The 13862-nt window shown below is 75.2% G+C and carries 16 protein-coding genes and 1 pseudogene; 8 read left to right on the forward strand and 9 right to left on the reverse strand.

Annotation, left to right across the window (positions count from 1 at the left end; genetic code table 11):
• Nucleotides 1–75 precede the first annotated feature (75 nt).
• The gene (locus ACQP60_RS13185) at nucleotides 76–984 is read left to right on the forward strand and encodes a LysR family transcriptional regulator (protein ID WP_429733274.1); all 909 of its coding nucleotides are present in this window, start codon (nucleotides 76–78) and stop codon (nucleotides 982–984) included.
• A 73-nt stretch (nucleotides 985–1057) separates the two neighbouring features.
• On the forward strand, nucleotides 1058–1459 hold the full coding sequence (locus tag ACQP60_RS13190; RefSeq protein WP_429733276.1) for an FKBP-type peptidyl-prolyl cis-trans isomerase: 402 nt from the start codon (nucleotides 1058–1060) through the stop codon (nucleotides 1457–1459).
• 110 nt (nucleotides 1460–1569) lie between these two features.
• Here ACQP60_RS13190 and ACQP60_RS13195 read toward each other — a convergent pair whose 3' ends face one another.
• Complete coding sequence (locus ACQP60_RS13195) at nucleotides 1570–2781, reverse strand: class I SAM-dependent methyltransferase (RefSeq protein ID WP_429733620.1); 1212 nt, start codon at nucleotides 2779–2781, stop codon at nucleotides 1570–1572.
• A gap of 131 nt (nucleotides 2782–2912) precedes the next feature.
• Between ACQP60_RS13195 and ACQP60_RS13200 the strand changes: the two genes are divergently transcribed.
• Nucleotides 2913–3251, forward strand: coding sequence for an Rdx family protein (locus tag ACQP60_RS13200; protein ID WP_429733279.1), 339 nt, complete (start codon nucleotides 2913–2915; stop codon nucleotides 3249–3251).
• A 6-nt stretch (nucleotides 3252–3257) separates the two neighbouring features.
• Here ACQP60_RS13200 and ACQP60_RS13205 read toward each other — a convergent pair whose 3' ends face one another.
• Entirely contained in the window at nucleotides 3258–3881 is a 624-nt protein-coding gene (locus tag ACQP60_RS13205; protein WP_429733282.1) for a TetR family transcriptional regulator, read from the reverse strand.
• Nucleotides 3882–4025: 144 nt separating this feature from the next.
• On the opposite strand from ACQP60_RS13205, the gene ACQP60_RS13210 reads away from it, so the two are divergent.
• Entirely contained in the window at nucleotides 4026–4790 is a 765-nt protein-coding gene (locus ACQP60_RS13210) for a glucose 1-dehydrogenase (protein WP_429733284.1), read from the forward strand.
• 29 nt (nucleotides 4791–4819) lie between these two features.
• Here the strand turns inward: ACQP60_RS13210 and ACQP60_RS13215 are convergent, their stop codons facing one another.
• On the reverse strand, nucleotides 4820–5227 hold the full coding sequence (locus tag ACQP60_RS13215) for a DUF5997 family protein (RefSeq protein WP_429733287.1): 408 nt from the start codon (nucleotides 5225–5227) through the stop codon (nucleotides 4820–4822).
• Between the two features lie 54 nt (nucleotides 5228–5281).
• On the opposite strand from ACQP60_RS13215, the gene ACQP60_RS13220 reads away from it, so the two are divergent.
• Complete coding sequence (locus ACQP60_RS13220; protein WP_429733290.1) at nucleotides 5282–6220, forward strand: LysR family substrate-binding domain-containing protein; 939 nt, start codon at nucleotides 5282–5284, stop codon at nucleotides 6218–6220.
• Nucleotides 6221–6256: 36 nt separating this feature from the next.
• Here the strand turns inward: ACQP60_RS13220 and ACQP60_RS13225 are convergent, their stop codons facing one another.
• Nucleotides 6257–6853, reverse strand: a complete 597-nt coding sequence (locus tag ACQP60_RS13225) for a biotin transporter BioY (RefSeq protein ID WP_429733292.1) — start codon at nucleotides 6851–6853, stop codon at nucleotides 6257–6259.
• A 294-nt stretch (nucleotides 6854–7147) separates the two neighbouring features.
• Between ACQP60_RS13225 and ACQP60_RS13230 the strand changes: the two genes are divergently transcribed.
• Nucleotides 7148–7996, forward strand: a complete 849-nt coding sequence (locus tag ACQP60_RS13230) for a hypothetical protein (protein ID WP_429733295.1) — start codon at nucleotides 7148–7150, stop codon at nucleotides 7994–7996.
• 22 nt (nucleotides 7997–8018) lie between these two features.
• Here the strand turns inward: ACQP60_RS13230 and ACQP60_RS13235 are convergent, their stop codons facing one another.
• Nucleotides 8019–9575, reverse strand: a complete 1557-nt coding sequence (locus ACQP60_RS13235) for an ATP-dependent DNA ligase (protein WP_429733298.1) — start codon at nucleotides 9573–9575, stop codon at nucleotides 8019–8021.
• A 101-nt stretch (nucleotides 9576–9676) separates the two neighbouring features.
• Between ACQP60_RS13235 and ACQP60_RS13240 the strand changes: the two genes are divergently transcribed.
• Nucleotides 9677–10459 carry a metallophosphoesterase family protein gene (locus ACQP60_RS13240; RefSeq protein ID WP_429733301.1) on the forward strand — a complete coding sequence of 261 codons (783 nt, stop codon included), beginning with the start codon at nucleotides 9677–9679 and terminating at the stop codon, nucleotides 10457–10459.
• A gap of 6 nt (nucleotides 10460–10465) precedes the next feature.
• Here the strand turns inward: ACQP60_RS13240 and ACQP60_RS13245 are convergent, their stop codons facing one another.
• The 3 genes and pseudogenes from ACQP60_RS13245 to ACQP60_RS13255 form a co-directional block, all read right to left on the reverse strand.
• Nucleotides 10466–11230: an ABC transporter permease gene (locus tag ACQP60_RS13245; RefSeq protein ID WP_429733304.1), complete on the reverse strand. Its 765-nt coding sequence runs from the start codon at nucleotides 11228–11230 to the stop codon at nucleotides 10466–10468.
• 40 nt (nucleotides 11231–11270) lie between these two features.
• Nucleotides 11271–11681, reverse strand: a complete 411-nt coding sequence (locus ACQP60_RS13250; RefSeq protein ID WP_429733623.1) for an ATP-binding protein DrrA1-3 family domain-containing protein — start codon at nucleotides 11679–11681, stop codon at nucleotides 11271–11273.
• Nucleotides 11682–11699: 18 nt separating this feature from the next.
• Nucleotides 11700–12223: pseudogene (locus ACQP60_RS13255) on the reverse strand (ATP-binding cassette domain-containing protein); the annotation flags it as partial.
• Between the two features lie 60 nt (nucleotides 12224–12283).
• On the opposite strand from ACQP60_RS13255, the gene ACQP60_RS13260 reads away from it, so the two are divergent.
• Nucleotides 12284–12964 carry a TetR/AcrR family transcriptional regulator gene (locus ACQP60_RS13260; RefSeq protein WP_429733307.1) on the forward strand — a complete coding sequence of 227 codons (681 nt, stop codon included), beginning with the start codon at nucleotides 12284–12286 and terminating at the stop codon, nucleotides 12962–12964.
• Between the two features lie 19 nt (nucleotides 12965–12983).
• On the opposite strand, the gene ACQP60_RS13265 is transcribed toward ACQP60_RS13260, so the two are convergent.
• The gene (locus ACQP60_RS13265) at nucleotides 12984–13841 is read right to left on the reverse strand and encodes an aldo/keto reductase (protein WP_429733309.1); all 858 of its coding nucleotides are present in this window, start codon (nucleotides 13839–13841) and stop codon (nucleotides 12984–12986) included.
• Nucleotides 13842–13862 lie beyond the last annotated feature (21 nt).

The following is a 13862-nucleotide window of genomic DNA, read 5'->3' on the forward strand; positions in this document are numbered from 1 at the left end:
TCGTCGCCGACCTGTCCCGTGAGCACCAGTTCAGATATCTACCGAATGCTTCAGTGGCGCTGTATCGTCGCGACCATGCTCGACGTCCACCGCCTCCGCGTCTTCCGGTCCGTCGTCGCCAGCGGCTCCGTCGCCGCCGCGGCCGCCAACCTCGGGTACACGCCATCCGCCGTGAGCCAGCACGTCGCCGCCCTGCAGCGCGAGACCGGGCTGCGGCTGCTCGACCGGCACGGCCGGGGCGTCCGGCCGACGGCGGCGGGGCTGGCGCTCGCCGCCGAGGCGGACGTCGTGCTGGCCCGGCTCGGCGAGGCCGAGACGTTCGTGGCCGACCTGCGGGCCGGCCGCACCGGCACGCTGTCGATCGCCTACTTCGCGTCCGTCGGGGCGGCGTGGCTGCCGTCGGTGGTGCGCACGCTCACCACCGAGTACCCGGGCGTGCGCCTGGAGCTCGAGCTGCGCGAGGACGTCGCGACGGACGCGGCGCGGCGGCCGGACCTGCAGCTCGTCGTCGCCGAGTGGGGCGACACCCCGTCCGCGCCGCGGTTCACCTCCCACCACCTGCTCGACGACCCGTACGTCGCCGTCGTGCCGCACGACCACCCGCTCGCCGGGCGCGACGAGATCGAGCTCGCCGAGCTGGCCGGCGACCGATGGATCGACAACGACTTCGCCCGCGGCTGGTGCCGCCGCAACCTCCTGGAGGCCTGCCGCGCTGCCGGGTTCAGCCCGACGTTCGCCGTCGAGGCGCACGACTACCCGACGGCGCTCGCGTTCGTGGGCGCGGGCATCGGCATCACGGTGCTGCCCGTGCTCGGCGCGGCGCACCTGCCGCCGGAGACCGTCGCGGTGCCGACCGTGCGGCCCACGCCCACGCGGTCCATCCATGCCGTCGTCCGCGACGCCGCCGCCGACACCCCGCCCGTGCGGGCGGCGCTGTCGGCGCTGCGCGACGTCGCCGGGTGCCCGATCCCGTCCGCCGCGTAGGCTGGACGGCGCATCTCCGCGCGGGCTGGAGCCCGGCGGACCTTCCGGACGACGACGAAGACGAGGTACCCCTGTGACCACGCTCCCCACCGCCACCGGCGGCTTCGGCGACAAGCCCCAGATCACGTTCCCCGAGGGTGACGCCCCCGCCGGCCTGCAGGTGCAGGTCCTCGAGGAGGGCACCGGCCCGGTGGTCGACGCCGGCCGCACCATCGTCGTCAACTACCTGGGCCAGACCTGGGGCGGCGGCGTGTTCGACAACTCGTACGACCGCGGCCAGACCATCGACTTCCCGATCGGCGTCGGCGCCGTCATCGGCGGCTGGGACAAGGGCCTGGTCGGCCGCAACGTGGGCGACCGCGTGCTGCTGTCCATCCCGTCCGAGCACGGCTACGGCCAGCGCGGCGTGCCGCAGGCCGGCATCCCCGGTGGCGCCACGCTCGTCTTCGTCGTCGACGTCGTCGGCGTGCGCTGAGCCTTCGGCGAGTAGTCCAGAAAGTCGCGAGGTAGTTTCCCAGCGGTCAGGTCGTACGGGCCTGGACCCGGGGAGCTACCTCGCGGCTTTCTGAGCCACCTCGTCGTGCTTCAGCGGCGGCGGGACCTCGTGACCGTGAACTTGGGGTTCTGCGCGATGTGCACGGTCGGGCCGACGGCGCGGGTCAGGGCCTGCCGGTAGTGCAGCGCCGTGTTGAAGACGCACCACAGCTCGCCGCCCTGGCGCAGCGCGCGCCCGGCCGCGCGGAACATCCGGTGGGCGGCGTCGGTGCGCACGGCGGCGCGGTCGTGGAACGGCGGGTTGAGCAGGATCAGGTCGACGCTCGCCGGCTCCAGGTCCTCGCCCGCGTCCCCGCGCAGCGCGACGACGCGGGCGCCGATGCCGTTGGCCGCCGCCGTCGCCCGGGTCGACGCGACGGCCGCGGCGGAGCGGTCCGTCCCGACCACCCGCGCGTCGGGATACCGGAGCGCGAGGACGGTGGCGAGCAGGCCGCTGCCGCTGCCCAGGTCGACGGCGTCGCGCACGCGGTCGGCGGCGGGCCACCGGTCCGCGGTCGTGAGCAGGAAGCGGGTGCCGAGGTCGAGCGAGGTCCCCGCGAACACGCCGCCGTGCGCGACGACGTCGACATGCTCGGGCGCCGTTCCTCCGGCCGGCGTCGCGGCGGTCAGCAGCTCCGCGTCGCGCAGGACGGCGCGAGCGGGGAGGGTCGGAGCGGCGTCGCGCGCCTCCGGCCGGACGCCCGTCGCGACCAGCACGCGCGACTTCTGCCGAGCCAGCGTGGCGCGCACGTCGCCGAACGACGACGCCAGGACGTCGTTCATCGCGCGCGTCATGTGCTTGACCCGCCCACCGGCCAGCACGACGACGTCGTCCGCGGCGTGGCGGGCGATCGCCTCCGCGATCTCGGTGAGCTCGGCGAGCGACGGCGGGAGCTGCAGCAGCACGAGCCGGGCGCCGTCGAGCAGCCCGGGCTCCAGGTGCTCGAAGTCCTTGACGCCGACCTCGCGCCGATCGCCCCGGACCGCGGCCATGAGCGGCTCCCGGACGTGGTGCTGGAGCGCGGCCTCCGCGGTGGCGGTGTCGGTGGACGTGCGCACCTCGGACGGGCCGAGCGTCAGCGCGCCGAGGGTGAGCGCGCCGAAGCGGTCGCCGATGACGACGACGTCGCCCGGGCCGGCGTCGGCGAGCAGAGGAGCGGCCTCGTCGAGCAGCAGCCGGTCGGTGGCGTCGACGGCGACCGGGCCGTCCGGGCGCGAGCCGTCCTCCGGCCACGGGACGAGCGCGGCGAGGAGGTCGGCCAGTCGTGCGGTCGGGTCGAGGGGTGCGGCGGAAGCGGGGGAGTCGGGCTCGGAGGCGTGGGGCACGTGACCAGTCTCCCCGACCCGGCCGGATGCGCCCGACCGTGCTGTCCTCCGCGCCCTACCCTGGCGCCATGAGCGAAGCGCCCGCCGTGCCGGAGCCGACGTCGTCCGCGCGCGTGTCGATCACCTACTGCACGCAGTGCCGGTGGTTGATGCGCGCGGCGTGGGTGGCGCAGGAGCTGCTCCAGACGTTCCGCACCCGGCTCGGCGAGGTCGCGCTGGTGCCGGGCACGGGCGGCGTCTTCCGGGTGGAGCTCGACCCGGGCGACGGGCGCCCCAGGGTGCTGCTGTGGGACCGCGCCGCCGAGGGCGGCTTCCCGGAGATCCCGCCGCTCAAGCGCGCCGTCCGCGACGCCGTGGCGCCCGACCTGTCGCTCGGTCACACGGACCGGGCCGCGTCCGGCGCCTGAGCCGGCTCAGGAGGGCTCGGCCAGCCCCGCGGTGAGCCGCGCCATCGTGCCGACGACCAGGTCCGACGGCGAGCCGGGGCCCTCCGTCGCGTCGGTCGGGCCGGCCGCCCAGGCCTCGACCGCCACGCGGCTCGCCGTCGACGCCGCGGCGGCCCAGAGGCGGACGGTCAGGTCGTCGGGGTCGGGCGAGCCGAGCCGGGTCCGCAGCACGGGCACGAGCCGGTGCTCGAAGTCGAGGACGAGCCGGTGCCAGATCGCGCGCAGCGCGGCGTCGTCGTCGGCCGCGCGCAGCAGGCCGCGGGTCCAGGTCATGTTCTCGGCGATGGTCGGGTCCGGCGGCGTGAGCGAGTCCACGGCCGCGGAGGTGAGGGCCTCCGCGAGCGGCACGTCGGCGGGCGTCTCGGCGAGGAGCGTCAGCCAGCGCTCGGCCCCCGCGGCCATCATCGGCTCGACGGCGTCCTCCTTGGTGCGGAAGTACCGGTAGAAGGTGCGCAGCGAGACCCCCGAGCCCGCGGCGATCTCCTCGGCCGTCACCGCGCCGGGCCCGCGCTCGGCGAAGAGGTGTGCCGCCGTCCGGGCGATCTCCGTGCGCGTGGCGGCCTTGCGGCGCTGCGTGAGCGAGTCCGTCATGCCCTCAGCGTAGGCGCCGCGTGACATGGTGGCACGACGTGCCATATCGGCGTAACGTGACGCGCAAGGGACATGCGACGGCGCCCGCCGGGTGCCGCGACCCACCGACGGGCCCGTCGAGCGCGGGCCGTCCGAGGAGGAATCATGGGACAGCTGGACGGGCGGACGGTCGTCATCACGGGCGGCGCGCGCGGCCTCGGGGCCGAGGCGGCGCGTCAGGTCGTCGGCGCCGGCGGGAACGCCGTCGTCACCGACGTGCTCGAGGAGGAGGGTCGCGCGACCGCCGCGGAGCTGGGCGAGAAGGCGATGTTCGTGCGCCACGACGTCACGTCGGCCGAGGGATGGGCCGAGGTCGTGCGGGCGGCCACCGAGCGGTTCGGCGGCGTGGACGGGCTGGTCAACAACGCGGGCGTCTCCACGGGAGCGCCGATCATGGACGAGCCCGTGGACCACTTCCGCCGCGTGCTCGAGATCAACCTGACCGGGGTGTTCCTCGGCATGCAGGCCGTGGTCCCCGCGATGCGCGAGCGCGGACGGGGGTCGATCGTCAACATCTCGTCGGCGGCCGGCCTCATGGGTCTGGCGCTCACCGCCGGGTACGGCGCGTCGAAGTGGGGCGTGCGCGGCCTGACGAAGGTCGCGGCGGTCGAGCTCGGCACCGAGAAGATCCGCGTCAACTCGGTGCACCCGGGCATGACGTACACGCCGATGACGGCCGAGGTCGGCATCCAGCGCGGCGACGGGAACTACCCCAACACGCCCATGGGGCGGGTCGGCGAGGCGCCGGAGATCGCGGCGGCCGTGGTGTTCCTGCTCTCTGACGCCGCGTCGTACATGACGGGCGCGGAGCTCGCCGTCGACGGCGGCTGGACCGCCGGCCCGACGGTCAAGTACGTCATGGGGCAGTAGGCCCCGCCGTCACGAGGGCGCCGGGCCCGTCAGCGCGCGCGGCGGGCCTGGCGCTCGGCCTGCTCGGCCGCCTTGGCCTTGACCCGGTCCTCCTCCTCGCGCACCTTGGCGGCGGTCTCGCGCTCGGCGAGGAGCCATGCGGGCGGGTCGTCGCGCAGCTCGTCGATCTGCTCGGTGGTGAGCGGCTCGGTGACGCCGCCGCGCGCGAGGCCGGCGATGGAGATGCCGAGACGACCCGCGACCACCGGACGCGGGTGCGGCCCGTGGCGGCGCAGCTCGTCGAGCCACTGCGGCGGATTCTTCTCGAGCTCCTCGAGCTCGGCGCGCGTGATGCCGTGCTCCTGGAACTCGGGCGGGGTCGCGGGCAGGTACACCCCGAGCTTCTTCGCCGCGTTCGTCGGCTTGAGGACCTGCTGGGAGAAGGGGGTTCCGGCCATGGGCACCAGGGTAGTCGCGGCGGACGGCGCGGCACGCCCACGTAGCCTGGTGCCGTGACCGACCAGCCGGGCGAGGACCTCGACGACGCCTTCGACGACGCGATCGTCGACGTGACCGAGGATGCGCCCGACGACGGACGCCCCACCTTCCGCCTCGGGTACGTGCCGGGCGCGACGCCGGGCCGCTGGGCGCGCACGTGGCGCGAGCGGCTCCCCGACGTCCGGCTCGACCTGGTCCAGGTCGACGCCGCCGACGCGCCCGACGCGCTCGCCGGGCGCCGGGTGGACGCGGCGATCCTGCGCCTCCCGGTCGACGGCGACCTGCTGCACGCCATCCCGCTCTACACCGAGCTGCCCGTGGTGGCCGTCTCGCGCGACCACCTGCTCGCGGCGACCACCGAGGACGAGGTCGTCACCGCCGACGACGTGGCGGACGACGTGGTGTGGCTGGCCAAGGACGACGTGCTCTTCGCCGACGGTGGGCCGGTGCCCGGCCTGGCGCCGACGTCCCCGGACCCTGACACAGACCTCCGGCCCGACACGGCCGCCGACGCGGTCGCTCTGGTCGCGACCGGCGTCGGGGTCACGATCCTGCCCATGTCCCTGGCGCGGCTGCACCACCGCAAGGACGTCACCTACCGGGTGCTCGACGACGGGCCCGGCGCGCCCGTGGGCCTCGCGTGGCTTGTGGACGGACTGCCCGACGACGTCCGCGGCCTGGTCGAGGAGATGATCGGCATCGTGCGCGGCCGCACGGCGAACAGCTCCCGAGGCCGGGGCGGGGCCGGGCGGTCGGACACGAAGCCGGTGGAGGCCGGGAAGCCGGCGAAGGGGACCGGCCAGCGCGGCGCCGGCGGTGCCTCCGGCCAGGGGCGCGGCCCCGGTCAGCGTGGCACCGCACGTCGGGGTGGCGGGCCGAGGGGCGGCGGCTCCCGCGGCGGGGGCTCGCGCGGCGGCGGGCCGCGCAAGGGCGGGCGCCGAGGCGGCCGCTGAGCTGCTCGGCCGCTGCGCAGGCCGGTGAGGACCCCGTCAGCGCTCGCGTCGTGCGGCGAGCCGCTCTGCGCCCTTCCAGGCCGCGGGCAGCAGGCCGGCGACGACGGCGGCCTTGACGACGCCGGGCAGCACGAACGGGTAGAGGCCGTTCGCGAGCGTGGCCTGCAGGTCGAGCCCGGCCACGGCGGCGAGCCACGGCAGCCCGACGAGGAACGTCACGCCGGTGCCGGCGAGGAACGTCACCATGCCCTTGAGGAACGTGCGCTCCCAGCGCCGCTCGGCGAGCCTGCCCACGAGCGCGGCGGCCAGGACGAAGCCGACGATGTAGCCGCCGGTGGCGCCCAGCACCACCGACATCCCGCCGCTGCCGTCGGAGAAGACGGGCAGGCCGACCATGCCGAGCAGGGCGTACAGGCCCATCGACGCGGCGCCCCGACCGGCGCCGAGCGTCGCGCCGACGAGCAGCACCGCCACCGTCTGCCCCGTGATCGGGACCAGCGGCAACGGAACGGTGACCTGGGCGAGGAGCGCCGTGAGCGCGGCGCCCCCGATCACGAGCCCGACGTCGGTGGCGAGGCTGCGCGGCAGCACCCTGTCGGCGAGCAGGACGGCGGGCGTGGCGATCGTGGTCACGAGGGTTCCCTTCGCGGCGGGGGGTGGACGCGGACACGCCGTGCGGGCCTCGCACGACGCCGCCGACCGTCGACGCTAGCGGCCGTAGGGGCGCGGCAGAGGGGTGGGAACCCTCCTGGGTTCGGGGCGTGTCGTTGTCGGTGTCGCGCTCCCGCGGGCTCCGGACGGGTTCGCCCGAGCCGTCCGGAAATTTCACCCTTCCGCCGGAACGTCCGACTCGCTAGCATTCCGGCGCGGCCGGAGGCCGCACCCTCTGCTGATGCGGTCGATCCCGCCTGCCCTTTTGGAGTGCTCGTGCGCACACCCGCCGTCCTCGGAGCCTCGCTCCTTCTGCTCGCCTCCCTCGCCGCGGCGGGGCCCGCCGTCGCGACGGAGGAGACCTGGGACGGAGACGTCTCCGGGCTGAAGATCCTCGAGGGGGACTTCGGTGTCGCCGGCACCGTCTACGAATGGGACGGCAAGGGCTGCCCCGCCATGGGCTCCGACGAAGCGCAGGCGAAGGTCGAGGTCGGAGAAGGAACGACGACGGTCAGCCGGACGGCACCCGAGGGACAGGTGATCTGGGCGTACTGCGTCAAGTCGGGCTCGGAGAACAACGGTTTCGGGCCGCGGATCGTCGTGCTCGACGACCCGAAGTCCACCGTGACCTTCACCTACGCGATGCCTGGCGACCCCAAGGACATCAGTCACTACGCGGTGGCGTTCACGACCGAGTCGACCCCGCTGGAGCCGAAGCCTTCGACGAGCCCGAGCCCGAGCGCCAGCCCGACGCCGACCGAGACCACCACCCCGCCGACGCCTGCGGAGACCACCGTTCCGCCGACGCCGACCAAGACCACCACCCCGCCGACGGACGAGGAGACGCCGTCGGAGACGCCCCTCCCCACGGCGCCGACCGACGGCTCGACCCCGGGCCTGGGCGGCGCGGACTACGTGGACGACGAGTCCGACGTCGTCGAGGCGAGCTCGCCGGCCCTGGGCGGGGCGTCGGGCCGCGTGAGCGCGGACGTCGAGGCGGCGGCCGCGCCGGAGTCGCTCCCGGTCACGGGGGCGCAGGTGCTCGGCATCGTGATGGCCGCCGTCGCGCTGGTGGGCGCGGGCGTCGGCGCGCTGATCTGGACGCGCCAGCGCCGCACGAGCTGACGACCCGGACGGCGCCGCGGGCTCAGCCCGCACTGCTCCCCGAGACCGCCGCCAGGGCGCGCACGGTGTCCACCGTGTCCGCCTCGGCGGCGGTCTTGTCGTCCCGGTAGCGCACGACGCGCGCGAACCGGAGGGCCATGCCCCCGGGGTAGCGGGTGGAGCGCTGCACGCCGTCGAACGCGATCTCGACCACCTGCTCGGGGCGCACCTGCACGACGTACGACGACCCGTCGGCGGGCGTCGTCGCCAGCTCGGTGAACCGCTCGGTCTGCCAGGCGAGCATCTGGTCGGTCATGCCCTTGAACGTCTTGCCGAGCATGACGAAGCCGCCGGTGTCGGGGTCGCGCGCGCCGAGGTGGATGTTGGACAGCCGGCCCTGGCGGCGACCCGACCCCCACTCGACGGCGAGCACCACGAGGTCGAGCGTGTGACGGGGCTTGACCTTGACCCAGCCGGCGCCGCGGCGGCCGGCGGCGTAGGGCGCGTCCAGCGCCTTGAGCACCAGGCCCTCCTGCCCGGCGGCGACCGTGTCGGCGAAGAACCGCTCCACCTCCCCGGCGTCGGCGGAGACCAGCCGCGGCACGACGACCTCGGGCGGCAGCACGCGGTCGAGCACCTCGAGCCGCTCGGCCGCGGGCGCGTCGATGAGGTCGGTGCCGTCGTGGTGCAGCACGTCGAAGAACCGCACGCTGAGCGGTACGGCGGCGCTGCCGGCCTCGGCGTCGTGGCTGCCGGTGCGGGCTGCCGTCTCCTGGAAGGGGCGCGGGCGGCCGGCGTCGTCCAGGGCGATGGCCTCGCCGTCGAGCACCACCGTCCGCACGTCGAGGGACCGGGCGACGGCGACGACCTCGGGCAGCCGTTCGGTGACGTCGTCGAGCGAACGTGTGAAGACGACGACGTCGTCGCCGCGGCGGTGCACCTGCACGCGGATGCCGTCGAGCTTGGTGTCGGCGGCGACCGCCGCGCCCTCGAACCGCCCCAGCGCGGCGGCGACGTCGGGGGCGGACGCCGCGAGCATGGGCCGCACCGGCCGTCCGGGCTCGAGCCGGAACGCCTCCAGCGCGGGCGCGCCGCCGTCGAGCGCGGCCCGCGCGATGGGGCCGGTGAGGGCGCTGAACATCGCCGCGCGGCGCACGACCGGCAGCGGGACGTCGCCGGCGGCGGCGATCGCGTCGAGCAGCAGCGAGTCGAGGGCGCCCTGGCGCAGCTCGCCCAGCACGAGGCGCCGCACGAAGTCCTGCTCGTCGGCGGTGGCGCGCCCGAACAGCTCGTCGACGGCGGCGCGGCGGGCGGCCTGGGACCCTGCGCCCGCGAGCCGCTCGAGGCGGCCGAGCGCGTCGTCGACGTCGGCGGGCGTCAGGGACGGCTCGGCCGCGGGGTCGGGAAGGCTGCCCAGCGTGCGCCAGCCCAGGCCCGTGCGGCGCTGTCGCGGCCTGCCCGACAGGAACGCCGCGACGACCTCCACCTCGTCGCCCGGCTCCGCGGCGCGCAGCGCGTCCGCGAGCAGCTCCCGCTTGCGCAGCCGCGAGCGCGTCGCGGCGACGGCGGCGTGGGTGGTGACCAGCTCCGTGAGCAGCACCCGACGATCGTCGCACCAGCGTCCGACGCTGTCGCGGCGCCGTCATGCTGCTGCGGGCGAAACCACGTGCATGCCGCACGTCCGGCTGGGAGCGTGACGGCATGGACGCGACGACGGAGGAGCTGGGCACGGTCGCGGTGCTCTCGGACGTGCACGGCGTGCTGCCGGTGCTGGAGGGGGTGCTCGACGAGCCCGACGTGCGCGCGGCGGACGCCGTCGTCGTCATGGGCGACCACGCCGCCGGGCCGCAGCCGGTCGCGGTGCTCGACCGGCTCCGGGCGCTGGGCGATCGGGCCGTGCTGGTGCGCGGCAACGCGGACCGCGAGCTCGTCGCGCACGCCCGCGACGGCTCGGGCCCCGTGCCCGACCCGATCACGCTCTGGGCGGCGGCGCAGCTGCGGCCCGCCGACGTCGAGCTCCTGACCGGCCTTCCGCACCCTGTGCACCTGCGTGTGCACGGTTTCGGGCGGGTGGCGGCGTGCCACGGGACGCCGCGGGACGACGCGGAGGTGGTGCTCGTCGACTCCTCGCTCGAGCGGTGGGCCGACGTGCTGGGCGGTCTCGACGACGACGTGACCACCGTGCTGTGCGGGCACACGCACATGCCGTTCGTGCGGCTGGTGGACCGGCGCCTGGTGGTGAACCCGGGCAGCGTCGGGATGCCGTACGGACGCGCGGGCGGGTCGTGGGCGCTGCTGCGCGACGGCCAGGTGGAGCTGCGGCACACCGCCGTCGACGTTGATGCCGCCGTGGCGTCGCTGGTGGCCGGGTCGTCGTACCCGGACGTCCAGGAGTGGGCCGACGAGTACCTGCGGTCGGCCGCGAGCGACGCCGACGCGCTGCGCGTCTTCGGGCCGCGGGACGGCCGGTCGCCCCGCGGGTGAGGCCGTTCAGGCGCGCAGCCGGCCCATCGCGCGGACGCCCAGGGCGAGTCCCAGCGCGGCCATCCCGAGGGAGACGAGCACCGCGAGGGTGACGCTCGGGTCGGCGAGGTCGCCGGCGAACAGGGCGCGCTGGGCGTCGACGGTGTGCGCCATCGGGTTGACCCGTGACAGGCCGTAGAGCCAGTCCGGGGCGAGCTGCACGGGCAGCAGCGCGCCCGAGGTGACGATCAGCGGCGTGTAGATGAGCGTGACGACGCCCCAGAACGCGTAGGCGTTGCGCAGGCCGACGCCCGCCGCCAGCGACAGGAGCGCGAGGCCGGCGGCGAGCGCGGCGAGCTCGACGGCGGCGATCAGCGCCCCCGCGACGGGCACGCGGAGCCCCATCGGTGCCGTGACGGCGACGATGACGGCCGCCTGCACGAGCACCGTCACGACCACCCGCAGCACCCGTCCCAGGAGGACGGCCGCCCGGTGCGTGGGGGTCACGAGCAGCCGCTCGAGCGACCCGGCGGCCCTTTCCTCCTGGATGCCGGAGCCGATGAACGCCGCCGTGCTGAACGTCATGATCACGAGCATCCCGGGCACGAACCACTGCATGGTCGACGAGCCGGGCGCGCCGTCGGGAACGGCGGCCACCGCGCCGGCCAGGGGCGCGAACAGGAGCAGGAGCAGCAGCGGGTCCGCGAGGGACTCCACGTAGGGCCACGGGGTGCGCAGCTTGGCGCGCACGTCGCGCTCGAAGAGGGTTGCGGTCTCGCTCAGGGCGGTCATGGTCGTCCTCCGGGGTGCGTGCGGTGCGGGCGGTCGGCGGTCAGGCGGCATCGCGCAGGCTGCGGCCGGTGAGCGTGAGGAAGACGTCGTCGAGGGTGGGGCGCTGCACGCGGGTGCCGCGCAGCCGGACGCCCGCGGAGTCCATCGCTCGCACGACCTCCGGCGTCACCGTGTCGCCGCCGGCGACCCGGAACCGCACGATGTCGTCGGCGCGCTCGATGTCCTGGGCGCCCGGCATGCGGGCCGCGACCCCGGCGGCCGCCGATGCGTCGGCGACGTCAGCGAGCTCCACGGTCACGAGGTCTCCGGAGACCTTGCCCTTGAGCTGGTCCGGCGTCCCGTCGGCGATGACCTCGCCGTGGTCGACGACGACGACCCGGTCGGCCGCCGCGTCCGCCTCGTCCAGGTAGTGGGTGGTGAGGACCACGGTGGTGCCCTGCTCCGCCCGCATCCGCGCGACGTGGGCCCACAGGTGGGCCCGGCTGTGCGGGTCCAGGCCGGACGACGGCTCGTCGAGGAACACGACGGGTGGGTGGTGAACGAGGCCCATCGCGAGGTCGAGGCGTCGCCTCTGGCCGCCCGAGAGGGTGGCGACGTCCCGGTCCTCGAGCCCGGTGAGCTCCAGCTCGGCGACCAGCTCCTCGCCGCGGCGCCGCGCCGCGCGCCGCGACAGGCCGTAGAGACGTGCCTGGGAGGTGAGCTCCTCGAGGACGCGCAGCCCGTCGAACGAGCCGTTGCCCTGCCCGATGGAGCCGATGCGGCGGCGGACGGCGACGGGCTCGCGCGCGACGTCGGCACCCGCCACCGTCGCGGTGCCGCGGGTGGGGGGAGCAGGGTGGTGAGCATGCGCAGGGTCGTGCTCTTGCCGGCGCCGTTCGGTCCGAGCAGGGCGACGGCCTCCCCCGCGGCGACGTCGAGGTCGACGTCGCGGACGGCCTCGACCGTGCCGTGGTCGGTGCGGAACGTGCGGGTCAGGCTGCGGGTGCGGATCATCGTCGGTCCCCTCGTTGTTCCATTACGTCGCGTAACGAAATTAAACTGTAGGGTGAGGGCATGTCAACGGTGTTCTCCGAGTCCGGTCCGCCCGAGCCGGCCGCGCGGGTCGGCCGCCCGCGCGATACCGGGATCGACGGCGCCGTGCTCGCCGAGACCCTCGCGGCCCTCGACGACGTCGGATACGCCCGGCTGTCCCTCGGGGACGTGGCGCGCCGGGCGGGTACGTCGAAGCCCGCGCTCTACCGGCGATGGCCCACCCGGCAGCGCCTGGCGCTGGCCGCGCTGGAGAGCCGGATCGGGCGCGTGACACCCCCCGACACCTCGTGCACGATGTGCGACTTGGCCGAGTGCCTCGGCCTCTTCGTCTCGGCGTTCGAGCAGCTCCCGCCGGGCGTGCTCGCGCCACTCCTTGCCGACACGGCGGACGACCCGGCGCTGCGCGCCGAGTTCATGGCGCGGCTCTTCGACCCGCCCCGGGAGGCCGTGCGGCGCACACTGTCCGGGGCGCGGGAGCGCGGCGACCTCCGCGCCGACCTCGACCTGGATCTCGCCGTCGACCTGCTCGGATCGTTCGTCCACTACCGGGCGCTCTTCGGGCACGCGACGACGACCCCCGCCGAGATCGAGACCGTCGTCGAGACCCTGCTGCAGGGGATCGCCGCCGACTACCCTGCCCTGTACCGCGAGGCGATGGGGCACGACGTGGACGCGGAGCCCCACGCCCTGCATCGCCCCTGAGCGCGTCCCGCGGTGGGGCTCAGAGCTCCTCGTAGACCGCCGGGTCCTGGTCGTTGGTGCGGCCGTCGGGCCGGCCGAGGCCGGTGATGCGGGCCATCTCGTCGTCGGTGAGCTCGAACGAGAACAGGTCGAGGTTGTCGGCCTGGCGCTCCGGGCTCGACGCCTTGGGGATGGGGACGACGCCGAGCTGCACGTGCCAGCGCAGGATCGCGCGGGCGGGGGAGACGTCGTGCGCGGCGGCCACCTCGGCGACGACGGGATCGGTGAGCATGGCGTTGGCACGCCCGATCGGGCTCCACGCCTCGGTGACGATGCCGCGCTCGGCGTCGGCGGCGCGCTGCTCGGCCTGCGGAAAGTACGGGTGCAGCTCGATCTGGTTCACGACCGGGGTCACGCCGGTGGCCTCGATGACCGCGTCGAGGTGCTCGGGCAGGAAGTTCGAGACCCCGACGTGGCGGATCAGGCCGCGCTCCCGGCAGTCGACCAGCGCCTGGTACGCCTCGACGTACTTACCGATGCGCGGGTTGGGCCAGTGGATGAGGTACAGGTCGAGGTGGTCCAGCCCGCTGCGGTACACCGACTCCTCGACGGTGGCGACGGCGTCGTCGTAGGCCTGGCGGCGGCCGGGCAGCTTCGACGTGATCAGCAGCTCCTCGCGCGGCACGGACGACGCGCGGACGGCACGGCCGACGGTGCCCTCGTTCTCGTAGCTGAACGCCGAGTCGATCAGCCGGTACCCGGCGTCGATGGCCCGGGCGATCGCGTCGGCGCCGCCCGCGCCCTTGAGCTTGTACGTGCCGAAGCCGACGGCGGGGATCGCGGTGCCGTCGGCAGCGGTGCGAGTGGGGACGTCGGGCGTGGTGGGCTGCTCGCTCATGACCCCATTCCACACCCGTGC

It is taken from the genome of Isoptericola variabilis (assembly GCF_050311655.1).
In the GTDB taxonomy this organism is placed as follows: domain Bacteria; phylum Actinomycetota; class Actinomycetes; order Actinomycetales; family Cellulomonadaceae; genus Isoptericola; species Isoptericola variabilis.